Origin of the sequence: Ornithinibacillus californiensis, from assembly GCF_001038485.1 — a bacterium.
Classification (GTDB): domain Bacteria; phylum Bacillota; class Bacilli; order Bacillales; family Amphibacillaceae; genus Ornithinibacillus; species Ornithinibacillus californiensis.
Genome location: NZ_LDUE01000063.1, coordinates 51927 through 78105 on the forward strand (window position 1 = coordinate 51927; position 26179 = coordinate 78105).

General features: G+C 35.2%; 29 protein-coding genes. 14 read left to right on the forward strand and 15 right to left on the reverse strand.

The window, feature by feature from the left end; all coding sequences use genetic code 11:
- The first annotated feature begins 41 nt into the window (after positions 1–41).
- Complete coding sequence (locus TE34_RS16560) at positions 42–1199, forward strand: hypothetical protein (RefSeq protein ID WP_047985932.1); 1158 nt, start codon at positions 42–44, stop codon at positions 1197–1199.
- Between the two features lie 349 nt (positions 1200–1548).
- On the opposite strand, the gene TE34_RS16565 is transcribed toward TE34_RS16560, so the two are convergent.
- Positions 1549–1821 (reverse strand): hypothetical protein, encoded by a 273-nt coding sequence (locus TE34_RS16565; RefSeq protein ID WP_047985933.1) that lies wholly within the window; start codon positions 1819–1821, stop codon positions 1549–1551.
- A gap of 78 nt (positions 1822–1899) precedes the next feature.
- Positions 1900–2331: a MarR family winged helix-turn-helix transcriptional regulator gene (locus TE34_RS16570; protein ID WP_047985934.1), complete on the reverse strand. Its 432-nt coding sequence runs from the start codon at positions 2329–2331 to the stop codon at positions 1900–1902.
- A gap of 140 nt (positions 2332–2471) precedes the next feature.
- On the opposite strand from TE34_RS16570, the gene TE34_RS16575 reads away from it, so the two are divergent.
- A complete protein-coding gene (locus TE34_RS16575) occupies positions 2472–2975 on the forward strand; it encodes a CarD family transcriptional regulator (protein WP_047985935.1) in 504 nt (167 codons plus the stop codon).
- Positions 2976–3072: 97 nt separating this feature from the next.
- Here TE34_RS16575 and TE34_RS16580 read toward each other — a convergent pair whose 3' ends face one another.
- Positions 3073–3990: an ABC transporter permease gene (locus tag TE34_RS16580; RefSeq protein WP_047985936.1), complete on the reverse strand. Its 918-nt coding sequence runs from the start codon at positions 3988–3990 to the stop codon at positions 3073–3075.
- Positions 3983–4846: an ABC transporter permease subunit gene (locus TE34_RS16585; protein WP_047985937.1), complete on the reverse strand. Its 864-nt coding sequence runs from the start codon at positions 4844–4846 to the stop codon at positions 3983–3985. The genes TE34_RS16580 and TE34_RS16585 overlap by 8 nt, the downstream gene beginning before the upstream one ends.
- Before the next feature lie 187 nt (positions 4847–5033).
- Here TE34_RS16585 and TE34_RS16590 point away from each other — a divergent pair, with 187 nt between their 5' ends.
- The 3 genes from TE34_RS16590 to TE34_RS16600 are packed head-to-tail and all read left to right on the forward strand — an operon-like array spanning position 5034 to position 7887.
- The gene (locus TE34_RS16590) at positions 5034–6290 is read left to right on the forward strand and encodes an MFS transporter (protein WP_047985938.1); all 1257 of its coding nucleotides are present in this window, start codon (positions 5034–5036) and stop codon (positions 6288–6290) included.
- Between the two features lie 25 nt (positions 6291–6315).
- Positions 6316–7047, forward strand: coding sequence for a DUF3784 domain-containing protein (locus tag TE34_RS16595; RefSeq protein WP_053075115.1), 732 nt, complete (start codon positions 6316–6318; stop codon positions 7045–7047).
- Between the two features lie 15 nt (positions 7048–7062).
- On the forward strand, positions 7063–7887 hold the full coding sequence (locus TE34_RS16600; protein ID WP_047985939.1) for an SDR family NAD(P)-dependent oxidoreductase: 825 nt from the start codon (positions 7063–7065) through the stop codon (positions 7885–7887).
- 40 nt (positions 7888–7927) lie between these two features.
- Here TE34_RS16600 and TE34_RS16605 read toward each other — a convergent pair whose 3' ends face one another.
- From TE34_RS16605 to TE34_RS21530, 6 genes are all read right to left on the reverse strand, one after another.
- A complete protein-coding gene (locus tag TE34_RS16605) occupies positions 7928–9400 on the reverse strand; it encodes a multicopper oxidase family protein (RefSeq protein ID WP_047985940.1) in 1473 nt (490 codons plus the stop codon).
- A 338-nt stretch (positions 9401–9738) separates the two neighbouring features.
- Positions 9739–10437: a hypothetical protein gene (locus TE34_RS16610; RefSeq protein ID WP_047985941.1), complete on the reverse strand. Its 699-nt coding sequence runs from the start codon at positions 10435–10437 to the stop codon at positions 9739–9741.
- A 30-nt stretch (positions 10438–10467) separates the two neighbouring features.
- Entirely contained in the window at positions 10468–11358 is an 891-nt protein-coding gene (locus tag TE34_RS16615; protein WP_047985942.1) for an ABC transporter ATP-binding protein, read from the reverse strand.
- Positions 11359–11413: 55 nt separating this feature from the next.
- Entirely contained in the window at positions 11414–12574 is a 1161-nt protein-coding gene (locus TE34_RS16620) for a hypothetical protein (RefSeq protein ID WP_047985943.1), read from the reverse strand.
- 61 nt (positions 12575–12635) lie between these two features.
- On the reverse strand, positions 12636–13865 hold the full coding sequence (locus TE34_RS16625) for a hypothetical protein (protein WP_047985944.1): 1230 nt from the start codon (positions 13863–13865) through the stop codon (positions 12636–12638).
- A gap of 454 nt (positions 13866–14319) precedes the next feature.
- Positions 14320–14535, reverse strand: coding sequence for a cyclic nucleotide-binding domain-containing protein (locus TE34_RS21530; RefSeq protein WP_330218318.1), 216 nt, complete (start codon positions 14533–14535; stop codon positions 14320–14322).
- A gap of 301 nt (positions 14536–14836) precedes the next feature.
- On the opposite strand from TE34_RS21530, the gene TE34_RS16630 reads away from it, so the two are divergent.
- The 3 genes from TE34_RS16630 to TE34_RS16640 all read left to right on the forward strand — a co-directional run bounded on the left by TE34_RS16630 (position 14837) and on the right by TE34_RS16640 (position 16542).
- Positions 14837–15388, forward strand: a complete 552-nt coding sequence (locus tag TE34_RS16630; RefSeq protein ID WP_047985945.1) for a histidine phosphatase family protein — start codon at positions 14837–14839, stop codon at positions 15386–15388.
- 53 nt (positions 15389–15441) lie between these two features.
- Positions 15442–16029 (forward strand): GNAT family N-acetyltransferase, encoded by a 588-nt coding sequence (locus tag TE34_RS16635; RefSeq protein WP_047985946.1) that lies wholly within the window; start codon positions 15442–15444, stop codon positions 16027–16029.
- Between the two features lie 108 nt (positions 16030–16137).
- Positions 16138–16542 (forward strand): VOC family protein, encoded by a 405-nt coding sequence (locus TE34_RS16640; RefSeq protein ID WP_047985947.1) that lies wholly within the window; start codon positions 16138–16140, stop codon positions 16540–16542.
- A 69-nt stretch (positions 16543–16611) separates the two neighbouring features.
- Here the strand turns inward: TE34_RS16640 and TE34_RS16645 are convergent, their stop codons facing one another.
- Positions 16612–17313, reverse strand: coding sequence for a Crp/Fnr family transcriptional regulator (locus TE34_RS16645; RefSeq protein WP_047985948.1), 702 nt, complete (start codon positions 17311–17313; stop codon positions 16612–16614).
- Positions 17314–17491: 178 nt separating this feature from the next.
- Between TE34_RS16645 and TE34_RS16650 the strand changes: the two genes are divergently transcribed.
- The 5 genes from TE34_RS16650 (at position 17492) to TE34_RS16665 (ending at position 21069) form a co-directional block, all read left to right on the forward strand.
- A complete protein-coding gene (locus tag TE34_RS16650) occupies positions 17492–17782 on the forward strand; it encodes a HesB/YadR/YfhF family protein (protein WP_047985949.1) in 291 nt (96 codons plus the stop codon).
- A gap of 57 nt (positions 17783–17839) precedes the next feature.
- Positions 17840–18013: a hypothetical protein gene (locus TE34_RS21270; protein WP_169749109.1), complete on the forward strand. Its 174-nt coding sequence runs from the start codon at positions 17840–17842 to the stop codon at positions 18011–18013.
- Between the two features lie 126 nt (positions 18014–18139).
- Entirely contained in the window at positions 18140–19312 is a 1173-nt protein-coding gene (locus TE34_RS16655; RefSeq protein ID WP_047985950.1) for a hydroxymethylglutaryl-CoA synthase, read from the forward strand.
- A 114-nt stretch (positions 19313–19426) separates the two neighbouring features.
- Complete coding sequence (locus TE34_RS16660; protein WP_047985951.1) at positions 19427–20083, forward strand: reverse transcriptase-like protein; 657 nt, start codon at positions 19427–19429, stop codon at positions 20081–20083.
- A gap of 122 nt (positions 20084–20205) precedes the next feature.
- On the forward strand, positions 20206–21069 hold the full coding sequence (locus tag TE34_RS16665) for an AraC family transcriptional regulator (protein WP_047985952.1): 864 nt from the start codon (positions 20206–20208) through the stop codon (positions 21067–21069).
- 69 nt (positions 21070–21138) lie between these two features.
- Here the strand turns inward: TE34_RS16665 and helD are convergent, their stop codons facing one another.
- From helD to TE34_RS16680, 3 genes are all read right to left on the reverse strand, one after another.
- A complete protein-coding gene (gene helD / locus TE34_RS16670; RefSeq protein ID WP_047985953.1) occupies positions 21139–23418 on the reverse strand; it encodes an RNA polymerase recycling motor HelD in 2280 nt (759 codons plus the stop codon).
- A 168-nt stretch (positions 23419–23586) separates the two neighbouring features.
- Positions 23587–23964, reverse strand: a complete 378-nt coding sequence (locus TE34_RS16675) for an SLAP domain-containing protein (protein ID WP_047985954.1) — start codon at positions 23962–23964, stop codon at positions 23587–23589.
- 104 nt (positions 23965–24068) lie between these two features.
- Positions 24069–24860 (reverse strand): nucleotidyltransferase domain-containing protein, encoded by a 792-nt coding sequence (locus TE34_RS16680; RefSeq protein WP_047985955.1) that lies wholly within the window; start codon positions 24858–24860, stop codon positions 24069–24071.
- Between the two features lie 145 nt (positions 24861–25005).
- On the opposite strand from TE34_RS16680, the gene TE34_RS16685 reads away from it, so the two are divergent.
- Entirely contained in the window at positions 25006–25431 is a 426-nt protein-coding gene (locus TE34_RS16685) for an OsmC family protein (RefSeq protein ID WP_047985956.1), read from the forward strand.
- Between the two features lie 14 nt (positions 25432–25445).
- Here TE34_RS16685 and TE34_RS16690 read toward each other — a convergent pair whose 3' ends face one another.
- On the reverse strand, positions 25446–25970 hold the full coding sequence (locus TE34_RS16690) for a CBO0543 family protein (RefSeq protein WP_047985957.1): 525 nt from the start codon (positions 25968–25970) through the stop codon (positions 25446–25448).
- Positions 25971–26179 lie beyond the last annotated feature (209 nt).

A 26179-nucleotide genomic window follows, 5' to 3' on the forward strand; every position in this document is an offset into this window, starting at 1 on the left:
ATATTATGAGATATTAGAAAACTTACATAAGAGGGATTACGATGAACTTAAATCGACAATTTATATCTGATTTATACCATTTTATAGCCGAGAACGTAATCATATCGATTATCATGCTTTTACCAATCCATTTTTATTATAATTGGATTCCTGCTTGGAGCATCTTAACATTTACTATTCCATTATGTGTAATTTTCACAACTTTAGAGAAAAGGGAAATAGCTTACCCATATTTTTATCTTATTGTTCTTATATTGATTCCTGGTTTCTTGTTATTCGGCTATTCTCTGATTTTAAGTATCGCCCTATCTACTATTATGGTGTGGAGATATATACGTATTCGTGAGGTAATGGTTATAGGAAAAGAAGCTAGTTATATTATATTAACTGCTACCTTATCGTTAATTGTCTATTTAATAACGGAACAATTCTATTCGATTGGATTTCTATTACTTCAATTACTTGTGAATGTAATTTGTTTTTTGTATAGCAACTTAGCGACAATCCATCATAATAGGCTAAAATGGTTTAACCTTAGGATACTTAGCTCCTTAATTATATTTTTATGTTTTGGTGGTGCCTTAGCATTTTGGGTAAGTAAACAAGAATTTATCATAAAAGCGTGGGACGCTATTATTTATTTCATTTTCTTGAATTTAGGGAGAGTATTGAATTTTATCTCATTTATTGAAGATGAAACCGTAAATGAAATAGAGATAAACTTAGTGAGGGGAATGGGGTCACCACCAGAATTTATAACTGAAAATAAATTAATTGCAAATGCTTTCGGCGGATACTTTGGTATTGGGATGATAATTAGTGTAATTGGTCTGATTACCATCATTTTAATATTTAAAGGGGATAGACTGGCTCAAGATAGGTTAGAAGGAAAACCAAATAAATTAGTTACAGAAAGTGCTAACTACCGATTCGATGAAAATAGAGGACTTCTTAAAAAATGGAGGATTGGAAAAAAGCATCGAGTGAGGGTGCTAGTACATCAATTTGAACGTAAAACAGCAAAGCATCAACTAGGAAGAAAAAAATCAGAAACTATTGATGAATGGTTGAAGCGGATTGGGTTGGAAGTGAATATACATGTCTATCAAAAAGTTCGCTATGGTGGATTGAACGTATCTTATCAAGAAGTTGAAAATTTGCGGTTAGAATTAGAACGATTTATAGATAAGAATATGTAATAAGGTACTCTAGCATGTAGGTTATTCAAACAGAGGCTGGGACATAACTAAATCAAAGGAATTAAATGCGAACAATAGCCATATTAGCCCCGGAAATATACGGAGACTCCTTGAATAAGAAGATCGCTTTTTCTGCGTGCGATGAGTCGCTGCCGAAGCGTTCCTTGTCCTGTGGGAGGCTCACCAGCCGCCCACGGCAAGGGAAACACTGCGAGGTACTTTCGAGCAGATGTTGCTCCTGTGCTGGAAGTAAAAGCGCAGTATATTTCCGGGGCGGGTTATGTGCACTAATAATAATGTTCGGATTTACCTTTGATAGAATTACTTTTGTCCCAGCCACTTTGTTCCTTCATTCCATATCCTTCTCATAAAAATATCCAAAACTTGTTTCATTAAATTCGACCCGATATGAATTGGTTCCAGTGCTATTATTCGTAATTTCACTTATTATACCCGTTTTATTTTCAAAACTTTTTAGGTAAAAATAATCCTCGGAACCTAACTCATTGTTTGCTTTCTCTATCTTTCTAATTTTTACTTTATCACCAATTTGATAGATACGGGCTTCTAATTTACTTTCTCTATCAATTAACTCTAACTGGTCTGTATTTCCTGTAATCAATTCAAGCATCTCCTGATGTTAATAATGGTAAATATGTTAACAGATTTTTGAAGAGTAAATCCTGTACCGTTAGGGAATTTACTCCAAACCCCAATCTAACTTTAATATTTCTCTCAATGTATTTAATTGTTCGATTCCAATGCTTGTTGCAACCTTTGCTTCAATTTCAGTCTTGAGAGCTTCGTTTTTTTCATAGCATTCTTCGCCTAGAGTGGTTAGGCGCAAGAATTTGTCTTTTTTGTTATGTTCTTTATTAAATGTTACAGCTAAGCCTTTAGCCTCTAGCCTTTTTATAAACTTATGGGTAGCTTGTCTGGAAATATCAACTTGTTTTGTTACACGGGAAATGGTTGTCTCCTGTTTGTAAACTCGAGCTATGATAAACCATTCTGTATTAGATAAATAGATATTGCTTCGTTTGTTCCATAGTTCTTGTGTCATTCTTCGAAGTTGTAGGTGTCGTTCACTTAAGGTATCTATTAAGTCAAGGTTTTGAAATTGAGGTTCCAATTCATTCACTCCTGTTTTTTTCTTCGTGATTACTATATAAGAAGTTAGTTGCATTTGTCAACTAAGTTGACAAAGCGGCGGAAGTGGTATACACTTAATTTAGTAAACTAAGTTGACAATTTGAGTTGGGAGAGAAGCCAATGTTTAATATTGGAGAATTGGTTGTATATTCTGATCATGGTGTATGTAAGATTGACAGTATTAGTGAAAAAACCTACGGAGGTAAAACACGAACTTATTATGAGTTGCATCCGATAGAGGATTCCAAATTAAGAATTAATATCCCGGTCAATAATGTTAAAGTTAATATGTTAAAGATGATGAATAAGGACCAAGCGGATACCATCTTAAAATCATTTGAGGAACCAGGTGTAGAGTGGATTGAGGATGTAAAAATCCGAAATAAGGAATACAACAAACTTATTCAATCCGGAGATCGTTTAGACATATCCAAAGTTGTGAATACGTTAATGAAGAGGAAGCAAGAAATGGTGCTCGAGAAAAGACATATTCCAGAACAAGATAAGAAGTTATTATCCAAAACGCTAACCATTTTAATTGAAGAGCTAGCTATTTCATTGGATAAGCATATTGATGAGATTGAACAAAAGATTCTACATGCAATGAAATACCAAGTGAACTAAACGTCTGTAGATAAATTAGTAAAGTTATAACTTTTTACTGTGAAAAAAGCCAGAATGGAGCGCTCCTAAACTTTAGAGCGCTTCATTCTGGCTTTTTTTAAATGTGAGGGAATTTTTGCAGAGTAGTTTTCTGCTTTAGTTCTATTCCTCGCGATAAAATGTAAAAGGAAAACAACATCAGTATAAATGCAAGTAACGGGAAGAAGAGAATCCACTGAAAGTCGTAGATAAACGATCTCCATTGTCCGATTAACCCTGCCCAATCTCTACTAATTGAAATATAAACAGGTGGTCCATGGAGTCTTAGGATGGTTCCTCCTAAGAAAAGATTAAAGACTCCTAACTGACCAATTAATGTCAGAACTAATATAATCTCCTTAATAAACATGGCAAGTAAAGTGCCCTTTAAATGGGGTAGAATATGTTTACGCATGATTCGAATCTTTCCTGCTCCAAGCGCTTTAGTAGCAGTAATATATTCTTCCTTTGCTAGTTCACTAGTCTTGCTGTAAATAGCAGCATATACCCCTGGAAAACCTAAAAGAATCATTAATATGGATTGTAATGTAACTAGTTCCATGACAGAAAGTGGTGAATTAATAGTAATACCAATTAATAGAAAATAAATAATAAGAAAAGCAGGGATACTGCCCAGTAGTCCGAATACAGAATTTGTCTTTTTTTTCTTGCTAAGTGACAGCCCAAACCAAATGCCCAGTGCTCCACCAATGAAGATTCTGAACAATGCCACTCCAATGCCAACAAATACCGTATACTTTGCCCCATAAAGTAGCAACGTTAGGATATCATACCCCCATTCATCAGTACCTAATAGGTGCTCCTTCGATGGAGGATATGGTGAAGCATGAAAGCCAAAGTCATCTGGACCGTTATAATAGTATCCTGTTGGTTCCACATAATCTTTCTCATATGGGGCTAAGATTGGACCTATTAAGGCAATCAATATGATTAGACTAGTAGCTATACCGCCAACCCATAAACGCCAATTAGTCATGTGCAAACACCCTTTCAAGTAAGAGAATTAGGAGGCGAATAGTCCAATAGATTAATAGATATAGAAAAACTAAGGCTACTAGTGTGCTTACAATAAGATTGTATTGATACATCGTTCCACCGAATATAAAAGCGGTGATGCCACGAATGTTGAATAGGTATTCTACGATAAATAAGTTACTCATCATAATGGCTAAAATCTTATGTAAATCTGCCTTCAAATAAGGTAGTACATTTCGTACCACGTGATGTATAAAGATAAAACGTTTCCTTAACCCTTTTGCCTTAGCAGTTAAAATATAGTCTTCCGATAATACATCATACGTACGCTCAGAAAGCGTTCGGATTATATAGATGGTAGGAACAAGTGTTAATGTAATTAGTGGTAATAAATACGCATTTTCATCAGCTGATCGAGATGCTACTTTGGCGATATGAAATCCAGTTGATTGGTAGAAAGCTACAACTCCTAGTTGTAAAAATAACACCAGGATAAAATCAGGGATTGTTCCTAAGAATCCTATAATATCTTTTATCCATTCCTTCTGTGACTTACTATACCAAGCAGAAATGAACATTCCCATACAAACAGTAACAAATCCTGCAATTAGTAAATAATGCAACGTTGTAAGAAAATAGTCAGGTATATCTTGTAGAATACTGTAACTTCGTCCAATGCCCTCTTGGTAGATAAAGGACTCTCCATTCCAAACCCCTTGCAAATAATTAATAACAAGGTCTACGACGATGCTAAAGTCAAAGATCAAGTTATCGTCTGTGATAGAAATGGACAATGGAATTGCTCCGAGTAAAAGGATAAATATAATTACCCCAATGATTGATAATATTAGTCGCATATACTTACCATCCTTGCTGAAAAGTCTTATAGAGATAAGTAAAAATTACCACTTTCAGAAAACTTGGTCAAGTCAGATTTAACTAAACTTCAAAGCTAATTGGAGCATTTAGTTTAAATTTTCTTGTAATTTTGTTTTATTCGTACTAAACTAACGAGTATTAATATTAGAAAAGAGGGAGCTGCAGATGAGAGGGAAGCTGCATTACGCTTGGGTTATTGTATTTGTTATTTTTGTAGCCTTTTTAGCGGTACAAGGTGGGCGACTCGCCTTTGGTGCATTTATGGAACCGTGGGAAAATGATTTCTCTATGGATAGGGGAATGACATCTCTTATTTCAACTATTAGCTTTATTATTTATGGTGTGACTCAACCTATAATTGGGAGGTTAGTAGATAGGTGCGGTGCAAAGGTAATTCTTTCGTATAGTACGTTGTTAGTTGGTATCTGTTTTTCTTTCATTAGTTTTGTCACAGCTCCTTGGCAATTATTTATTTTATATTCTATTGTTTCAATTGGTGTCGGAGGTGCATCAAATGTCGTGGGGACTGTACTTGTTGTCAATTGGTTTAATAAGAGAAGGGGACTGGCACTTGGGGTATTAGAAGCTGGGTTTGGCTTTGGTCAGATGCTAATAGTGCCAGGATCATTGCTATTAATCTATTATTTTGACTGGAGAGTGACTATTTTATCTTTAGGCTTATTCTTAATGGTTGTTGTTTTTCCGATTGTTTTATTGGCATTAAAAAATCATCCAAGCGATAAAGGTATATTACCATTTGGAGGGAATACGGAAAAGCCGGTTGCGCCTGACGAACAAGAAACTAACAATACATCAATATGGGTCGTATTTCGAATGAGGAAGTTCTGGTTTTTGATGTTACCATTTTTGATCTGTGGTTTTACAACTACTGGATTAATGGATACACATCTCATTCCCTATTCAAATCACCATGGCCATTCGACGGTTGTAACAAGTACAGCAGTAAGTGTTTTAGCTGCCTTCAATATCATTGGAATATTGCTGTCTGGTATTATAGTAGACAAATGGAGTAGTAGAAAGGTATTAGTATTTTTATACATAACACGAGCCCTATCGATTTGTATGTTGATATATATGCAGGATTCTACATTTTTGATTATTTTTGCAATTATTTTTGGTTTAGTTGATTTTGCTACGGTAGCACCAACACAACTATTAGCAACACAGTACTTTAAAGCGTACTCTATTGGATTTATTGTCGGTTGTTTATCACTTGCTCATCAAATTGGGTCTGCATTAGGTGCTTACGTACCAGGAGTAGTTTATACGATTTATGGTAGCTATGAATTGGCGCTTTATGTTTCCGTATTGATATTGTTTGGGGCTGTTATAATGAATCTGTTGTTACCAGAGCCAGAACAATTAGAAACATTATCGGAATCACAATCGTATAAGAAGTAGTTAATTAGAAGTTGAGGTGTTTTTCGTGTCAAAAGGAATGTTAATATTCATCATTGTAATGGGCTGGACGTTAATTATTCATGGAGGTTTAACTTATTTAATTGTCAAAAAGAAAGAATATAGCCTAATCTCTGGTTTTAATAATCGTCCAAAAAAAGAACAAGATTATTTAATCGAAAAAGGCTATATTACTACTCTTGGTAAAATTTTCACTTATTCTTTTTACCTATTATTATTGGCAACACTATTATCCATTCTACGTATTCCCTATGGAGCAGAATTTGGCTTTGGACTATTCATTGTATTCCTCTTAAGTGGAATAATCTATCTTCAAAGGTTCGAAGTGCCACATAAGAGGAAGCGGTATCTATGGATAGTAAATAGTATCTCGGTTGTTACTGTAGGGGTAATCGTTGGTGCCCTGTACACTGGGAGCGCAGAAAATGAGGTTAAAATTGAAGCTAATCACCTTATTATAAGTGGGATGTATGGATTGGAATGGCCAATCGATGAAATTAAAAATGTTGAATTATTAGAGGAACTTCCTGAGGTAATCATGAGGACAAATGGTTTTTCTTCAGAAAATGTACAGAAAGGGAAATTTAAGCTGGAAGAACCTTATGGTCAGGGTAGATTATTTATTAAAGGCGGTGAAGGTCCCTACTTATATATAGTTTTTGGGGATGACTTTGTTATTTTAAACAGAGAACATAAAGAGGAAACGATTTCCCTTTATGATCAGCTTGCAAATGAGTAGTAAGGGGGAAGTGTAATGAGGGTCGCGTTGGTTACGGGTGCTAATGGTGGGTTTGGAAAACTTATCGTTATGGAGTTATTAAAGGCAAACTATTTTGTGGTTGCAGCTATGAGAACCGAAACGAATAAAGATGAGTTATTAGAGATGGTAAAGCAGTTAGATTTAGAGGAACGAATATTTGTTGCTGAAATGGATGTGACAAAAGAAGAACAAGTTAAGCAAGCAAGCCAGTGGGTGCAAAACCGTTTTAATAAGTTAGATGTTTTAATTAACAATGCAGGTTATTCCCAAGGGGGATTCACTACTGATCTAACTATATTAGACTGGCAAAAGCAATATGATACAAATGTGTTAGGTGTGATTCAAACAACTTCTAACTTCCTACCACTATTAAAGAATTCTAAGAAGGGACAAATTATTAACCTGAGCAGTGTCAGTGGTTATTTTGGTTTTCCTGGAATGGGCCCTTATTGCTCATCTAAATTTGCATTAGAAGGATATAGTGAAAGCTTACGATTGGAGCTAATTTCAGAAGGGATTTATGTTTCTCTTATAGAGCCTGCTTCTTTTAAAACCGGAATCTGGGAAAAGGGATTGGAAATAGGTGCTGTGATTCATGATGACACTTTGAAGAAAAATGCACTTGCCTTTGCAAAACAATCTTTTCAAAATGCAGGTGATCCATTGGAAGTTGCTAAAGTAATTGTTAAAGTTTGCAAATCGAACCGCCCGAAATTTCGATATCGAGTTGGAAAAGGTGCCAATTCATTATGGTTCATAAAAAAGTTTGTGCCATGGTCGATTATCGAAAGAACTGTTACAAAGAAATTAAGTAAATAAAAAAGTCGCAGAGAAGGAAGCAAACCTGCGACTTTCTTTATTATTTCACCTCATATTGTCCCATCATGCCTGCATCTTCATGCTCGAGGATATGACAGTGATACATAAATACACCTTTATGCGTAAAGTTGGTAATAATACGTACAGTTTCTCCAGGTTGAACTAGTATTGTATCTTTCCAGCCAGTTTCATTTGCGGGTGGAGGATTACCATCACGATCCAAAACTTGGAATTGTACACCATGTAAATGGAATGGGTGAGGCATCCCCCCTTGAGTTCCAGTACGTTGATTGGACACCTCCCAAATTTCTGTGTCTTTCCATTTGACGACTTCATCAATTCGTCCCATATCCATGGATTTATCATTAATGGTTAACGTAGCTCCTACACCAGCCATAACCATTTCCCTAGTAACTGTTGAGCTAGTTGGATCAATCTTTTCAATATCTGTTAATTGATCTGGTACTTCGAAGAGTTCTGTTTGCTCATCTGTACCAATAAATTTCATTAACGAAACATGATTATCTGAAATTGTCTTCCCAAGTTCTGATACAGTATCAATTAATTCGATCGTATCGCCAGTTTCTAACGTGGAGAAATCAACTAATATTTCTGCTCTTTCCGCAGGGCTTAAACGAAGAGTTGTCAATTCTACTGGTTTCTCTAAAAATCCCCCATCACTAGCAATTTGGTGAAATTCCTGATTATTATCAAACTTCAGTTCATACGTTCTACCATTTGAACCATTGAGAAGTCGTAAACGGACCATTCCCTTAGGTGCTTCTAAGTAGGGGGAGATTGCTCCATTCACTAGAAACGCATTTCCATATAACCCCATCATAATGTCATTCATTCCAGGATCATACTGCATGTTTCCACTAGAATCCAACCTTTTATCTTGAATAATTAATGGAAAATCATTTACGCCAAAATCTTTTGGTATTTCTAGACTATCCGATATTTCATCTTCAATAATAAATAGCCCTGCAAGCCCTTCATAGACTTGTTTAGCTGTTGAATGCATCATATGAGGATGATACCAGAGCGTTGCAGCTGGTTGTTCAATGGTAAATTCAGGTTCCCATGTCTCGCCTGGTTTTATACCGGAATGAGGTCCACCATCATCCTCAGCATCTACACGAAGTCCATGCCAGTGTAATGTAGTTGACTCATCCAAATCATTCTTCATTTTTACTTTAACTTCTTCACCTCTTCGGACCTTAATGACAGGACCAAGAATATTCCCGTTATATCCCAACGTTTCTGATTCCACACCATCTAATATTTCTGTCATACCAGGTGCTGCGGTTAAATGGAATTCTGCTTTGCTTGGAGCAGGATTTAAGTCCTCTAGTAAAGGTGGTATTGGTAAAGGCTTTGACTCTACTAAATGAGACATATCATCTTTCGCGTTAGGGGAGGATGTATCATCCCGCGTCCAGTTTACTAGTAGAATAATTGCACCGATAAGTACTACTGCTAGAACTACTATAAATATATAAGTCTTTTTCATCAATAATTCTCCAATCTGTTCTAAACACTACTCTTTCTATTTTAACGCGAAAAATGAATAATTCGTGGATATATTATTAACGTTCTTTGACAATCTTGATCGAAAGGTTACTTTTAGCAATGGTTGTGATAAATGTCACATCAAGAAATGTGATATAGATTTACAGTAAAGTCGTTATCAGTGCAGGGAGGGAGGCACTTGGATGGACATCGTTATTTATGGCAATAGGAATTGGGGTTTACTTTATTCAATCATTGTTTATTGATGATGAAGAGTATATGGAAGAAGACATATAAAAGGTGAATACTAGCGGACTAGTATTCACCTTTTTTTACTTTCTAAGATTGTGGTTTGAATTGGAGAAGAGATAGTCCAGAAATTTTTAGCTTCTGTCCTTCTGTTAAGCTCACATCTATTTTTGAATCAGGAGTTGTGTTCAATATTTCAAAGACTCTAGGATTTTTTCCTTCTTCCAAAATAATTAGATCACCAAAGGCATACCCCGAATCAGCCATAACAGAGTAGCTCCCTGCTTCAATATCCGTTCCAACCTCCCAGATTCCCGCAGATAATTGATTCGAAATCTGTGTAGGTGTTGGCGTGAACATAGCTTGATCTAAACCATCAATATGAACGATATGGGAGCCGTTTAAATCAACGGTGACACTACCTACACCATACCCATAATCTATTAATTCATCTATTAAGAGTGTGCCATTTTCATCGTAGACAAGTAATCTTCCTGACTGTGGGTTACCATTTGGTGATTGTCCTGTAATTGTGTATCTTCCCTCAGGAGGGGTAATATCTTCCCCAGTTCCCTCAATGGGACCAATCATTAACTCTTGTGCATTAGCGTTACTGCGGTCAATGGAATCGTAAATAGTATCACTTATTTCTCCAACAATCTCATCTCGCTCTGGACCAATGATTTCATTGTTCTCCTCGTAAAGTAATACCTTATCCGAGGGTTGCTGACTGCAGCCAATTAAAACGAATATACATGTTATCAAACTGAGGAAAACGATCCGTTTCATTTATTTTCCCTCCTAGTAATCTTAAATCTTTTAATCTTCATGATAGTATTTTTCATAGAATTCCGCTGTTCCGAGTGGTCCTATAGTTAGTTCCTTCTCTTTGATAGCTGCCAATTTTACTACCCATTCTTTTTGTTCATCAGTATCCATATTGCTTATAGGGATACAACATAAGTGATTCGCGATATAAAGATGGTCTTCTGGTAGCATATATGCTACCTTTTTGTATTGTTCAGGTGCTAATTCAAACTTAATATATTCGTCGGTAGTTTTATTCATAGTCTGCTCATGGATTATATCGCCGCCTTTTAAATAAAGAACCCGGTCAGCATATAAATCAAGATTAGATAATAAATGGGACGCAACAAATATTAGTTTTCCGTCTTGTTTCATTTTCATTAAATGATTCGAAATAAGTGAAACGTTAGCTACATCAAGACCGTTCATTACCTCATCCATCAGCATCATAGGGGTATCAGCTGCTGCAATCATAGCAAAACATAATCGTTGACGCATACCTAATGAATAGGTTTTTACTTTCTTTTTTACATAGCCTTCCATATGTAGCTGTTCGTAAATCTCTTTTACATGTTTACTAGTACCTTTCCACATATTCGCATACAACTTCATGTGGTCGACACCTGTCAATTCCTCAAATAAGTCTCCTTGATCAGGGAAGGTGGCTAGCTGTTTATGGATGGAAATTTCTTTTCGTTCTGTTTTATATTGAAGATTCCCTTGAAATGTTACATTCCCTTTATTCGGTTTTAAAAAGTTCGAAATAACATTAAATAAAGTAGTTTTACCAGTTCCATTTGGTGCAACTAGACCAATAATTTCTCCACTTTCTGCAGTTAACGATAGGTTATCCAATACTACTTTGTCTTTATATTTAACCGTAACATTTTCGAGTTTTAGCATAACGATCCTCTTTTCTCACAAATTCTCCAGTCTTTTTTTAAGATAAACTTTTTATTTAGAAAGCTTTTTCCAATGGAACGTTTTTTGGTACGCGTTGATAGGCAAACTTGTTAACAGCATATATTATACCAATTAATACTAGAGTTATTATTCCAAGAGTAGCCATTGCGTTCCAATAATCAATAGAACCATTGCCTAGTGTAGTAGCAAGATCGCCTGAGAGTACCTTATACATATCGATGTATTTAATCGGATGTAAGAATGGTGCATGAATTCCTGCTGCTGTTGCTATGTCTGGTAGGATAAAGAATCCTAACCCAATAAGAATATTAGCAAAGGCATTTTTGAATAACATATTAAGTAAAATCGATAGCGATAGTAATAAGAGAATTACTAGTCCAAATCCTAAGAAGATATAGAATAGGTACTGCCCAGTTGATAGTGCTATAAAATTCTCATTCTTATAGACTAATACTGGGAAAGAAAACTCACTCGCCTGAAATTTATTAGCTACATAGATACTACCAACTAAGAATCCTAGAAGTAAAAAACTATAAACATGTGTGAAATAAATCATTATTTTACTATATATTTTACTCATAAACGATAAAGGAAAGCCTTTCATAACCGATTGGTGTCTTTGTTCATAAATTAGCATTTCATTACCACTAATTAGTACGATTACGAGGAATAATAGTCCGGATATCATAGCTAATGCATTTGTTATATAATGATTCGTTGCAAAAGAATCTGATTCAATTGGTAGATTATTATCTTTAATATAATGTAATAAAGCATCTTCTTTTAATATGTCTTCTTTAGTAACGATTAAATGTTCAGGGATACCATCATTTCCTAGTTCGTGTACAGTTAATCGTAATTTGTTTATTTCTAAGCCATTCTCGATATATTGATCACTATCGTCGCCATTACCTATGTACCATAGTTGCATTCCTAATAATGATTGAATTTGAGTATGATAGTTGTATACTTCTGCAACTTCAGGTAGATCATGTCTCTGAAGGTCAAGGTATTCAAAGACGGCATATGACGTATTAGTTTCTGCTCTCTTCTTATCCTTTAATGACACTGGTTCATCTTGACTATAGTACATAAAGAACAAAGCGAAAATTACCAGAAGGAAAACAGCAACAAACCAACTTTTTCTATTTTTTAATAATAATTTCGTTTCAAAAAGGGTAAACTTCCAAAACATATCGACTATCCTTTCTGTCTTCAATCGCTTAGCTAAGTTGCACAGCGACTGTGCTTATTCACTATGCTGCTTTATGGTAGAAGCGACGTTTACTTATGATTCGGGAAACTACAAATAAGGAAATTTCTATTACTAAAATGGTTATCAGTAATACGATAATTCCTTTTTGATAGTTAATCGCATCTAGATGTAAGAGATAGTACTTTTCACCAGATATAATTCTTCCAAAGTCAAAGTATGTCTGAGGAAGATGACTAATGTTAATACCAAAAAGCTCATTTAATGTCCTAGAGTAATAGATTCTTTCGGAAAATAAGATAACCGTACTGACCATTAGGACAAGCCAGGAATTTTTAAATAAAAGACTCAAAATTGCATTTAAGCGAATAAATAAGTAAATCAGAACCGGAATGATTCCTAGTGCTAGTAAAAGAAACTTCGCTATTGAAATCGTATCAAATTCACTGAATCTGTAGCCGAAATAATCGTCAGGTTGTGAACTAGGCAAAGTGATTGGAACAGAAAGATTAAAAGATCCAAAACCATTTTGTATAGATATAATGACCACCGCTAGTAGTAATAACCCAAGTAGAACGAAAAGAGTGTAACCAAAGGCAACTCCAGACTTTACATTAATTAGTCGATACCAACCGATTGGCATTCCTTGTAGAATTGTGCGATGCTGCCTATCTCTAGAAATAATGTCACTACTGAAGTAAATGGAACAAAATATTACTATTAAAGCTGTTGTTCCTAAGAGGAAGTTAACAATCGTCTGCAAAGCAGTTTTTTGTTCAATCATTTCATAAGTTATAGGAATATTTGCATCTAAGTAACCTTGATAGCGAAGGTTTTTTAAGCTGACATCCCGACTTTGGTCCAAACCAGGAAATGGTGAATTAGCTATTAGCATCCAATCTCGGCTTGCACTTTGTACGTTATAATCAAAGCCTTTCATCCGTAATTGGATGAAGCGATGGAAGTTCTCATCTTCAAAAGCTTGTACCATTCTTGATTGTACTTTATAAGCGTATGTGTTATTTGCGTAAGGTGCTCCGGTCATTCCGCCAAAACCTGTCCCACCTCTAACAATCATACCTTGTCGCACAGCATCTAAGTTTTTTAGTTCTACTTTCATTTGTTCTGCATCAAAAGAATCCGGTGTCTCGGTAGCAGGTAGAACTAAAAGTGAGTAAGTTAAAATTAAACTAACTAGTGCAATGATAAATAAAATGTTCTTTTTACTTCTCATCATCATTTTGAATTCGTGAATCATCATCAATTTCATCATATTGAGTACCCCTTCAATGCCTTTTCACATTTGAGTTTGTTAATTTTTTGTCGAGTTTGAAAATATTGAAAAATAATCTTATATCCAATAGTAAATTTAACTTACAAAAATTGCAATTAGAATCTTCACAGAGTTCAATATATTTTTTCTGAGACTAAAGTACGAATAGGTTATTTAAGAGCAGGCGATAGTATTAGAGGTTGAGGCGGGAAGTAGGAGTCGGATTCTCAAAAACTAGTGGAAATTATTACTAGGCACAAATCACAGAAATATGGGACAATATCACAAAAAATGTCTACCACAAAATGGTAGACATTAATTATCTGAATTGAGCGTTCTATTGGAACAATGTAGAATAAAGTGCTCCTTTTTTACCATTTAATAGAGGTCTCTAATTTTAGATTGAAACTTCTACATCTGGGTGCTAGACCATCTCATATATTCAAAGGTTAAATTACTGTTTGAAACCAACGCTTCTTCTAATTCTTCTTTTCTTATGACTTGTACTTCTCCTGAAGAAAGTACCTTTCCACTTAATAAATATTTGGTCATCACTAAATAAGGACAATTCACCGACCATATCATCATGGCTACAAATACGTAGAATCAGTTCTTTCCCGTCAACTGTTAATTTTGATACCTGTACAAGACCAGACTTTACAATGTATATTTCATCGGCCTTTAGTCCTTCGTGGAAAGGTAGGCATCTTTAAAAAATCTCTTCGTGGTACTAATTGAAACCAGTAAGTCTTCTAAATCTTGGAAAATAGCTAGTTTCGTGCTACTTTTAGAACCCAAAATCCCCTTATAAAGGAAATTATTGTACCTTTAATGTTAGTTTACCATCAACTAGTGGTTACGATATTGTGAAAATTGGAACATAATTACTTGACATTAACTGAATACTTTCTCTTCCGCCAAAATCTAAATCATGGTAATATTTTCTATATAAAGAAAAGGGAGAAGCTATAGTGAACAAAATATACTTCGTACGGCATGCACATTCTATCTATACACCAGACGAGCTAAATAGACCATTATCAATAAAAGGATTAAAAGACGCTGAAAAAGTCACGGATTTCTTAAAAGAAGAAGATATAGATTTGGTTTATTCAAGCCCATACAAACGAGCTATTCAAACTATCCAAGGAGTTGCAGATTATCTTGATGTACCAATTCAGATTGAGGACAACTTTAGAGAGCGACTTTTATCGGATTATCCTGTAGAAGATTTTAATGAAGCTATCACTAAGGTTTGGCAGGATTATGATTATTCCTTTCAAGGTGGAGAGTCTAACAATGTTGCTCAAAGAAGAGGCATTATAAGTCTGTTAAAGGTTATGCAAGAACATCCAGATAAAAATATTGTAATCGGCACACATGGTAATATCATGGTGTTAATGATGAATTATTATAATTCAAAGTATGGTTTTGAGTTTTGGAAGCAATTAGAGATGCCTGATATTTATGTGTTAACATTCGATAATTCAAGATTAATAGATGTGAACAGAATCTGGATATAAGTAGGTAGCCACTAGATGGATAAATTTCTATGTAGTTAGAAGAGGAGAAGTTAATGGAAATTAGAGATTATGTACCAGCTGACGAACATGGCTGGGTAAGGTGTAGAGTGCTTTCTTTTTTGGACACAGCTTATTTTGATAACGTTTTAAGGGAAAAAGAACAATATGATAATCCAGCAATAGAGTTAGTAGCAGTGGAAGACGGACAAATTGTAGGGATCCTTGATATTGAGTATGAATTAGAGGAAGGAACTGTATGCTCAAGAGGTTCAGGACTTGGTGGTATGATTTGGCATATAGCAGTTCATCCGGATTATAGACGACAGGGAATTGCATCCAAACTTCTACTAAAAGGGGAAGAGATAGCAAAGGTGAAAGGATTGAATCGACTAGAGGCGTGGACGAGAGATGACCAGTGGGTAAATACCTGGTATGAGAAAAGTGAGTTTCAAAGAATGGATTCCTATCTCCATGTATACCTTGAAGGAGACGAAGAATTAAAGGGCCATATTTCGAGTGAAATACCTAAACTCTATCCTGTTCAAGCTTTTGCTCATTATATAGGAGTTCAAAAGGAAGAAATAAAGGATAAGTTCAAGCGAGTACATGAATGTAGATGTTATGAAAAGGCATTAGGTTAATAGATTTCTTTGTTGGAGGTTGTATGGAATTAAGTAATTCAAAAAAAAACAGACAGTAGGAGATTATACTTTACTAAATTATTACCAGGATAAAAGGAGGAAGTAAAAATGAGCAATTTTATAAAACGTGTTGGAACAACTTATTTACCTGTAGAGAGTCCAGCAGAGTCTTCAAGATGGTATCAAGAAATACTCGGTGCAAAAGAGAATTATCGTGATGAAGAAAAAGCAATATTAGACTTTGCAAATCAGAGCTTTTTTCTTGTGAGAGCAATGCCAGGTGAAAAAATAGGATTTAGAGATAGTCGCGAAAAAGACCATTTCTTGTTTACGTTTGAGGTGGATGGTCTGGAACAGCTTATAGAATTTCAATCATTTCTGAAATCCCAAGAAGTAAGAGTTGGAGAAATAGAAGATCGCGGTCACCCTGGTAATAACTTTATCTTTTACGATTTAGATGGAAATATGTTTGATGTTTGGAGTGAATTAAGTCCAAGTTATAAAGATAAATAGTTTAGTCAAAGGACTTCTCCAGTTGGGGGAGGTCTTTTTTGGTATTAAATATAAATCTGACAAAACAGATCAAATTAACAATAAAGCATCCAAATCCAAGACCTCAATTCGTTTATGAGGTTTTTGTTTGATTAATCCTTTTTCTTCTAGTTCAGCAAGCTTTCGGCTAATAGTTTCAGGAGTTGTACCTAGATAGGATGCTAAGACTTTCTTACTCATTGGAAGTGTGAGTTCATCCGTATCTTCATCAGGGTCAATACTTTCGGCAAGAAATAGGGCAATTCGTTTCTCAACAGTTTCCGTTGAGAAACGTGTCGTTTGTTTTTTAGATTGCTCAAGTCGATTAGAAAACTCTGAAAGCAGCTTCATTGCTATAGTTGGATACTTCAATAGTAATTCTTGTAAGTCATCTCGTTTAATCACACAAATATTAGTAGCTACAATAGCCTCTGCATAGGATTCATGTAGGGATTGTTTAAATAATGCTAATTCCCCAGTATAGTCACCAGAATTTAATATTCTTACTAACTGTTCTTTACCGGATTCTGCTAATCGGTAGATTCTAATTTGTCCTTTATTCACGATATATAACGAATCAGCTTCGTCTCCAGCATGATAGATATGTTCTCCTTTATTAAAAGAAATTGATCGGGTCATCGTCATAATTTCATCTAAATACGTTTTTTCTAAGTGATTGAATATGGGGACTTGGGTTACACATGCTGTCGGGCCATTATGATGACAGCGGCACGGGATTTGATCTTTATTCATAACATTTTCTCCTAATGAACTTATCTAATTATAAGTATAACGAATAGTGCTATGAAAAGTTAGTCTATATTCATATTGTCATGTTTTTTTCGAATTCCTTAAGTCATATCCTCCACTTTTTGAGTTAAGCTATAGTAGAATAAGGTTAGGTTTTAAATAAGATGAGTGGGGTGTACCGATGGGTTTGCAAATCACAGAAGAAGCAGCGAAGTGGTATATAGATGAAATGGGCTTAGAAGAAGGAGATTATGTTCATTTTTTCTTGAAGATATATGGTGGAATTAAAACAGACCACCCTAACTATTTCCTTGGACTTTCAATTGGTCAGGACGGTGAAATTGGAGTTAAACAAGAAGTTAATGGGATTATTTTTTATTTTGGGGAAAAAGACACTTGGTTTCTAGATGAATTCGATATGAAAGTAACGATGGGCAAAGAAGAGGTTGAATATCAGTTCACTGAGAAATAAGAATAACTAATATGGACATAATAATCCTTGAATATGTTACAACTAGGAGGATGAATTATGTCTGAGCAAAATAAAAATATGAACCGAGATACTGGTAGACAAAAGAACCATGGAATCAAATATAATACCGAACCAGAACGTAATGGGAAGCGTGATACAGAATTTGCTAGTGATAGTGAATTCTTAAATGTTAACGGTAAGAAGAATAAACGTAAAAGAGATAACGGCTAAATTTTGATAGAAATGGAGCTTGTTGAAATTAACAAGCTCCCTTTACATAAATGTGCTTTGATTTGTGTGATTTTTCACATATAGATATAATAGGGGCAGAGAAACTGTATTAAAGGAGAAGACAACATGAAAATAGGGATCGAAAAAATAGGATTTTACACGCCACATATATATGTAGATATGGAGAAATTAGCGGAGGCTCGAGGAGTTGAACCTGCTAAATTTACTATTGGAATTGGGCAAAGCCAAATGGCTGTTGCACCAATTACACAGGATTCTGTAACTTTAGCAGCTAATGCAGCGTTAAGTATTATTGACGATGAAGATCGAGAGAAAATAGATTTTGTAATTTTTGGTTCAGAATCTGGAATTGATCATTCGAAATCAGGAGCAGTTTATGTCCATCGTTTAGTAGGGTTAAATCCGCATGCACGTGCGGTGGAAGTGAAGCAAGCATGTTATGGTGCTACAGCAGGGATACAAATGGCTAAAGGTCATGTGGCTTTGAATCCGGAGAGTAAAGTACTCGTGCTAGGATCCGATATAGCCCGTTATGGCTTGGATACTCCTGGTGAATCAACACAAGGTGCTGGTGCTGTAGCAATGATTATTAGCGCTAATCCACGAATCATGGAACTAGAGAGTCATAATGTGTATTTAACAAACGATATTATGGATTTTTGGAGACCGATATATTCGGACAAGGCTTTTGTAGATGGTAAGTTTTCTAATGAACAGTACATTCTATTCTTTAACAAAGTTTGGGAAGTTTATAAAGAAAAATCAGGGTTAGAGTTAAGTGATATGGAGGCTATTTGCTATCATCTTCCTTATACGAAAATGGGACTAAAAGCTTTGCGTACGGTCCTTGAAGAAGCACCTGAAGTTGATAGAGAGCGGTTGTTAGAAAATTATCAAGTAAGTACTCTATATAACCGTAATGTTGGGAATATATATACAGGGTCTCTTTATCTAAGCTTACTTTCTCTCTTGGAAAATAAGGACGATCTCAAAGAAGGCGCTAGAATTGGCATGTTTAGCTATGGATCAGGAGCTGTTGGGGAACTCTTCTCAGGAGTTCTTCAACCAAATTTTAGAGAACACTTAAACATCGAAGGTCATAATAAACTATTTGATACAAGGAAAGAAGTCTCTATTGAAGAGTATGAACAAATTTTCAATGAAACTTTACCGGAAGATGGGGCTGACATCGAATTAGATATCGATAAGGATCCTGCGCCTATCGTATTAAGCGGAGTAGTTGATAATAAACGTCAATATGTTAATAAACGTAGCTAATGAAGGAGAACTCTAGGAAATTTCTTAGAGTTCTTTTATAATGGGTGAAACGGTATGATGCAGGAATTTCGGTTGAAAATATAACTATCCAATACATAATGAGGATGATTATAATTGAAGATTAAAATTGAAATCACTTATCGTACACCAAAGGGTACGGAGGCTACTTTTCACTCAGATGAGATGAATCCGGAAAAGGCTTTGTTGTTAGCGGAAGATTTTGAAAAAAATATACGTATTAAGAGTATGACTTTCTATGATAACCATGAAACCACATGGATGTATAAAGAATTAAAGAAATATGTAGAAAGTGTGGACTCCGAGCCACATCATATAGTTGTATTCTTCGATGGCGGATTTGATATTGAAACGAAGCAGTCAGGTTTAGGCGTTGTGATTTATTACGAGCAGGATGGTAAGCAATTTAGAATAAGAAGGAATGCAGCAGTAGAGGAGCTTAATACGAATAGTGAAGCAGAATATGCTGCTCTACATTTAGGTGTATCCGAATTGGAACTTCTAGGTGTTCATCATTTACCAGTAACCTTTACTGGAGACTCGCAAGGTGTTATTAATCAATTAAATGATGAATGGCCGTGTTATGAGGAAGAATTACTTCGGTGGATGGATCGAATTGAAAAGAAGATAGAGCAGTTAGGAATAACACCAGAATACCAATTAGTACCACGAAAAAAGAATAGGGAAGCCGATCATTTAGCAACACAAGCAATCAATGGAACCGAGATTATGAGTCATAGTGAAATTACATGAGGTGTTACACATCGATAAGAAGCATCTGTTAAAGGTGCTTCTTTACTGTCTTAATCGAGCATGAAAAGACAGGAATCCATAAGAATGCATTGTTAGAATGAATACAGGAAGGAGTGATTTAGTTGGAAAGGTTGCAAAGTATGATTGAAAGTATTGAGTATATTGAAGAGAATTTAGACGGTGAATTAACAGTAGAAGCAATCGCTCAAAAGGCATATATGTCTAAGTTTCACTTTCAACGTATGTTCAGTATGCTGACCGGCTTTACAGTTAGTGAATATGTTCGTAATAGGAGACTTACAAAAGCGGCTCAAGAAATTATTAATAGTGATGTTAAAATTATTGACATCGCTATGAAATACGGTTATGAGAGTCCAGAAGCTTTTACAAAAGCCTTTCGGAGTATTCACGGTATAAGTCCCACTTTCGCAAAGAAAGATATTCATTCACTTAAAGCCTTTCCGAAACTCTCTTTCCATATTCAAATTAAGGGAGATGTGGAGATGGATTACAAGATTGTAGAAAAGGAATCATTTCACGTTGTAGGTAAAAGTATTCGCACGACTACGATTGGTGGAGAAAACAATAGAAAGATTGCAGCCTTTTGGAATGAATCCAATACAAATGGATTTTCAAGAGAGTTAGCAAAAAATTGTGGACCATTAGGCTTACTAGGAATATGTATGGATTTTGATCAACAACAAGAAAATTTAACATACTTTATTGCAACTGAGAAAAATGTTAAATCTATCCCAGAGGAGTGGGAAGAAAGAGTAATTCCTAGTGCAACTTGGGCTGTTTTTTCCGTTATAGGCGCTATGCCTGATGCGATGCCTAAAGTATGGGAGAGAATTTTCTCAGAGTGGTTTCCCGCTACAGGGTATGAGCATGCTGGTGGTCCAGAGATGGAGGTTTATCTAAGTGAGGATGATCCTTCTTCAGAGGACTATTATAGTGAAATATGGGTACCAATAAAAAAGAAATAGTAGAAACTAGTAACTGGTTTTATTAAGAAAGTATGCACCGTCTTTTTATAAGCGGTGCATACTTTTTATTTATGTTAGAGCCTCTTGGATAAAAGTACAAGGACTCTCGTTAGTAACAATAGTTAAGGAATGCATTGCTCTTGTACAAGCAGTATAGAAAAGTGTTCGGTCTGATTCTTGATTGTAGTGTTCCTTGGAGGCGTCAGGAATGATGACAGCATCGAATTCAATTCCTTTGGCCAAGTATACCGGTAGTACCACTATTCCTTTTTCAAAAGAATAGGTATCTTCTTTGATTTGCTTTATTGGAATTTTATCTTTTAGCAATGAAAAGATGTGGTTACTTTCTTCTAGAGTTTTACAAATTAAAGAGATTGTTTCAAATTCTTGATCTTTCAAGTGATTAATTATATTGATTAACTCTACTTGATTATCCATTTCATTACTAAGTGTAACGATTCTAGGTGGTTCCCCCTTACGTTCAAAAGGCTCGATTATATCTCCACCAGGAGCGAATTTTTTGGTGAACTCCACGATCTGCTCGGTTGAACGATAGCTTTTAGTTAGAACAATTCTTTCGTGAGATTCTTCCATGATATCCGGTATCAATGGATTCTCGGAAGTAGCAAAGGTATAAATAGCTTGGTTGATATCGCCTAATAGCGTCATTCGGGTATAGGGGAAGATCTCTTTTATAAAGGAATACTGAAAAGCAGAGTAATCCTGTGCCTCATCAATAAATAAATGTCGAATAGATCGTTTTTCTTCATCTCCAAGTATCTTTCCTCTGAAATAACGATAAGGGGTGGCATCTTCCCATGTTAAAAATCTATTATCTATATGTTGGATTGTTAGCTTGCATATAGAGGGCCATTCCGCTGGAAGTAGATTTGATGACCACTCAGAAAATACTTGGCGATAAGTAGCTAATGTATTAACAAATGCGTACTGCTTAATTTGCTTCTTAATAGATGCGAACTGCTTCTTTACTACGATGGTACGCAAAATATCTTCCTCTAGGCTGGAGTCTTCTTCATCAATCCGTTGATTTTTATAGTAAGCTTGTAAGTATGCTTCTTTATCTAATAACTCTATTTGCTCCATTACCCAGTCCTTGGATTTTTCTTTCTGTTGATGTACTAGAAGTTCTTTCAATAGCCATTTAGCAACTAGTTCCATTTTGTTAGGGATAGACATGTTCTCATCAAGTGAATAAAAATACTCAGAGATACTCTCTCTTGAGATGAATACTTGCCCACGGAAGGTAATATTTCTAAACTGAATACCTTTCACTGACAAGGAATTTATATATTTATCTAATAAGGATTTATATTCTAGACTCGACTTAAACTTCATGTTTAATTGTCTTATCCCTAGTGTAGTTTTATCGTTGCATGTCAAAGAAAATTCCATTTGTTCAAATGGGGATTCAATTACAATATCTTTTTCTATACTGTCACGCAAAAAATCATAAAAAGTTGTTTGGCTAATATTAGTTTCTCCTAGCTCAGGAAGCACGTTAGCAATATAACTTGAGAAAAGGGGGTTAGGAGAAAATAGCAACAGATTCTCAGCGTTCAAACTGTCACGAAAGCGATATAATAAGTATGCAATTCGTTGAAGTACAGCGGATGTTTTACCACTTCCGGCAACTCCTTGTACAACTAGTAGTTTGCTATGTTCATTTCTAATGATCTTATTTTGTTCCTTTTGGATGGTGGCTACAATGCTTTTCATAGTCGTGTTAGCATTATTACCAAGAGCCGCTTGAAGTAGTGTATCGCCAATAGTTACACCAGTATCAAACATACCTTTTATTTTACTTTGTCTAATAATGAATTGACGTTTTAAGGAGATTTCACCAGTTATCGTTCCATCCATCGTTTTGTAATTAGCTTTACCAGGTGAAAAGTCATAATAGAGACTAGAAATGGGTGCGCGCCAGTCATAGATTAGAAATTCTTCATCTTCTCGATCCATGAGTGAGGCAATACCGATATAAATCTGTTCTGTTTGATTTCCCGGTTCCTCGATAAAGTCAATTCTTCCGAAATAGGGTGAATCCTTTAGTCGGTTTAATATTTTCAGCTCTTTTCCTATTCCACCATGTGATCGTTCCCGTTCTGCTAACAATTCAGCTTGTTGTTTTAAGCTTGCTTGTGTCTCAATAACATCATCGGGTTCATCAAGGTTAACTGTAACATCCTCCCAAAAGTTCTTTCTTAAGTCAACAATGCTTTCTTTAAGATGTAAAGACTTTCCGTAAAGTTTTTCTTGTTTGATGTTGATTTCTTGTACGACGTCATCAACCCGTTTTTGTTCTTTCTGTAATTCGTTGTCGTGACTCATTCCATCAACCCCATTCTTTTTTCTATTTTTGTTTGACTATCAACATGGGAAGTGGTATAATATAATTGGGTTAATATTAGCTATGTTGATAACACGCAGACACTTTATTAGTCTACCATATTCTGTAATAACCTGCAACGTTTTCTATAGAAAACGTTATTTCTGTTTTCATGGAAATATCTTAAGTACCCCTTCCGACAATCCCTCACTATCTTTGTAGCTCCCAACAGGAAAAATAAATGTCCAAGGTATACTAGTTTTTGCTTCAACAACCAAATTAGGTAATGTAAAAACATACTCTGCCAATGTGACCTCTCCATGTACAAGCGATATTTTATCATTCATGAACTTTTTTTCTTCATCTGTAGTATTATGTACAATTACTATGACGAGTAATTCACCTTTATAATTTCGATCCATCCGAAGTGGCGTGAATTGAATCGGCTCACCATTAAATGATTCCTGTTCAAATACTCTTTGAACTAAAGATCTGTCCTTCTCTGATATAGCCTTTTCCCAAGTGGCTTCAAGTTTTAGTGTTTGCATTTTATTTAATCTCCTTTTAATGATTCTCCTAGATAGAATATTTATTGTAGGTATTGCAATAGTACCAATTCCATATGAAATTAGCTAATCAAAGATTGAACTTATTAGTCAAGACAGTTTTTAATTTCGTTTAGTGTGTTGCGGAATATATCGTTTAGTTCCTCTGTTATGTTTATTTGACGTTTATGAAGAGATTTAATGGTGATTTCCAAATAGTCCATTTCTTGTAAAGCATACTCCAAAAGAATCTGACTATCAGAGAAAGTTTTAGTCATTCCTCTCCTTTTTAACGTTATCAATGACAAGATAGCTCCTTTTAAGTCACCTTGTGGGATGAATTCGTTAACAAGTCTTTGAAAATCTAATGGTGGAAAGCTGTGATAGTTTATAACCCATTTTGCAATAAATATTGGACGTAAGATATTAAGTATAATTTTTACATGATTGGTAGTTTCCTTTTGAGTCTTATTAAAATTAGATCGAGCCATCTGTAAATAATGAAGTGTGCATGATTTATAATCTAATACTGTTGGTAATAATTCGTTCATATCATCGATAGTCGAATAGGCTTGATAATATTGCTTAGGAGATTGAAGCCATTCCAGTAGGGAGGGGTTTGACTTTCGAAATAATCGTAAAGCCTTTGTTAATTCCCAACCGCTAATTTCAATGTTTTCATGGTTATACAGTTCAATGGAATCTTTTTTGCTGCCAATTCCAATAGGATCTATACTTAAATAAATGCTTTTCGGATGGATATAAATAAACCGTACATCATAATCACTTGAAATAGACTCCAGCCCCCAAGCACGACTTCCTGCTTCACAAGCATATAAGATTTTTACTTCGTGCTTTTCTTCAATTTGTTTTAGGATGGTAATTATTTTGTCTTTCATACAAATACCTACCTCTTCCTGTAATTTGAATTGTTTCTTACTATAACATGGATATTTTGATAAAGCTTGAAACAAATTTGTTGTAAAGATAGTTTAAAATAGGCACACTAAGAGAAGAAATAATTATTTATTGGAGGGTTTACCGATGGAGATGAATATTAAATGGAACGACAAAATGTCCTTTACAGGCTTTGCACCGTCTGGACATGAACTACAGATGGATGCTGCTGAAGAAGTAGGCGGAGAGAATAGTGGTGCTAGGCCGACCGAGTTATTATTAAGTGCGGTGGCAGGTTGTACTGGAATAGATATCATTTCTATATTAACGAAAATGCGATTAACTCCGACATCTTTTGAAATGGATATAAAAGGAAACCGTGCCGAGGAGCATCCGAAGAAATTCACAAAGATTACGATTCATTATGCCCTAGAAGGAGAACTACCGAAAGATAAGGTTGAGAGAGCAATTGAATTATCAATGGACAAGTATTGCTCTGTATCACATTCCTTAAGTGCAGAAATTGCAGCAACGTATTCGATTAATGGAGTGAACGGCGAGAAAAGCTTTTAAGCTTTTCTCCTTTTTTATGGCAAGGCACTAATAGGGATCTGAAAGTAGATGATAATAAAGCTGGACCAGGTGATAGCCATTAACCATGCAAAAAGTGGCCATTTATGATGGACCCATATGGTAGTAAACATGACAATATTAAATACGAAAGACCAATAAATATTCCAACCATTGTCATGCACCATCTGACCTAAAAAGGTTACATTGATAAATTCTACAATCCAATACAAAAATACCCACATTAGGATCCAAAGAATACTTTTCGATACGCCTTTTGGAAATTTACTTAGATAAAGTACTGTTGTAATTGGATACACAATTACCATAATGAATAGCGTAATGATAGTATGGTTTCGTAGTATTTCTGCAGCAAAGATAGTTTCCTGGTATTGCCATAGTGGATAGTTATAAGTCACCACATTGGCAAATAAATCACAAACAATAAAAAATAAAATAGTAGGGTAATATTTTTGCCATTCCCGCCAATTGCCCCATCTCCAACCTATTAACACTATTCCAAATATAAATAAAAAATGCATGGCTCTCTCTCCAAGTTTAGACGTTTGCGTTGTCATGGTGCTTCTGTAATTTTTTGATCCAAATAAAATTGAGGTAGATGATTAAAAAAATAATTGGATAAATTAGCGCTGAGTACCATAGTTTCCAATCTACATAATAAAAGAGCTCGGTCTTTACACTGAAATATTCATAGATAATCGCAAAGATACTCCATCCGAGTATGCTATCG

Excerpts from the sequence above, each read along its gene's own strand:
- TE34_RS16685 (WP_047985956.1), top strand. The coding sequence starts at position 25,006 with ATGGAGATGAATATTAAATGGAACGACAAAATGTCCTTTACAGGCTTT.
- TE34_RS16600 (WP_047985939.1), top strand. The coding sequence starts at position 7,063 with ATGAGGGTCGCGTTGGTTACGGGTGCTAATGGTGGGTTTGGAAAACTT.
- TE34_RS16645 (WP_047985948.1), bottom strand. The coding sequence starts at position 17,313 with ATGAATAAAGATCAAATCCCGTGCCGCTGTCATCATAATGGCCCGACA.
- TE34_RS16650 (WP_047985949.1), top strand. The coding sequence starts at position 17,492 with ATGGGTTTGCAAATCACAGAAGAAGCAGCGAAGTGGTATATAGATGAA.
- TE34_RS16625 (WP_047985944.1), bottom strand. The coding sequence starts at position 13,865 with ATGATGAAATTGATGATGATTCACGAATTCAAAATGATGATGAGAAGT.
- TE34_RS16655 (WP_047985950.1), top strand. The coding sequence starts at position 18,140 with ATGAAAATAGGGATCGAAAAAATAGGATTTTACACGCCACATATATAT.
- TE34_RS16615 (WP_047985942.1), bottom strand. The coding sequence starts at position 11,358 with ATGCTAAAACTCGAAAATGTTACGGTTAAATATAAAGACAAAGTAGTA.
- TE34_RS16680 (WP_047985955.1), bottom strand. The coding sequence starts at position 24,860 with ATGAAAGACAAAATAATTACCATCCTAAAACAAATTGAAGAAAAGCAC.
- TE34_RS16560 (WP_047985932.1), top strand. The coding sequence starts at position 42 with ATGAACTTAAATCGACAATTTATATCTGATTTATACCATTTTATAGCC.
- helD (WP_047985953.1), bottom strand. The coding sequence starts at position 23,418 with ATGAGTCACGACAACGAATTACAGAAAGAACAAAAACGGGTTGATGAC.
- TE34_RS16585 (WP_047985937.1), bottom strand. The coding sequence starts at position 4,846 with ATGCGACTAATATTATCAATCATTGGGGTAATTATATTTATCCTTTTA.
- TE34_RS16690 (WP_047985957.1), bottom strand. The coding sequence starts at position 25,970 with ATGCATTTTTTATTTATATTTGGAATAGTGTTAATAGGTTGGAGATGG.
- TE34_RS16635 (WP_047985946.1), top strand. The coding sequence starts at position 15,442 with ATGGAAATTAGAGATTATGTACCAGCTGACGAACATGGCTGGGTAAGG.
- TE34_RS16610 (WP_047985941.1), bottom strand. The coding sequence starts at position 10,437 with ATGAAACGGATCGTTTTCCTCAGTTTGATAACATGTATATTCGTTTTA.
- TE34_RS21270 (WP_169749109.1), top strand. The coding sequence starts at position 17,840 with ATGTCTGAGCAAAATAAAAATATGAACCGAGATACTGGTAGACAAAAG.
- TE34_RS16590 (WP_047985938.1), top strand. The coding sequence starts at position 5,034 with ATGAGAGGGAAGCTGCATTACGCTTGGGTTATTGTATTTGTTATTTTT.
- TE34_RS16580 (WP_047985936.1), bottom strand. The coding sequence starts at position 3,990 with ATGACTAATTGGCGTTTATGGGTTGGCGGTATAGCTACTAGTCTAATC.
- TE34_RS16575 (WP_047985935.1), top strand. The coding sequence starts at position 2,472 with ATGTTTAATATTGGAGAATTGGTTGTATATTCTGATCATGGTGTATGT.
- TE34_RS16605 (WP_047985940.1), bottom strand. The coding sequence starts at position 9,400 with ATGAAAAAGACTTATATATTTATAGTAGTTCTAGCAGTAGTACTTATC.
- TE34_RS16675 (WP_047985954.1), bottom strand. The coding sequence starts at position 23,964 with ATGCAAACACTAAAACTTGAAGCCACTTGGGAAAAGGCTATATCAGAG.
- TE34_RS16640 (WP_047985947.1), top strand. The coding sequence starts at position 16,138 with ATGAGCAATTTTATAAAACGTGTTGGAACAACTTATTTACCTGTAGAG.
- TE34_RS16620 (WP_047985943.1), bottom strand. The coding sequence starts at position 12,574 with ATGTTTTGGAAGTTTACCCTTTTTGAAACGAAATTATTATTAAAAAAT.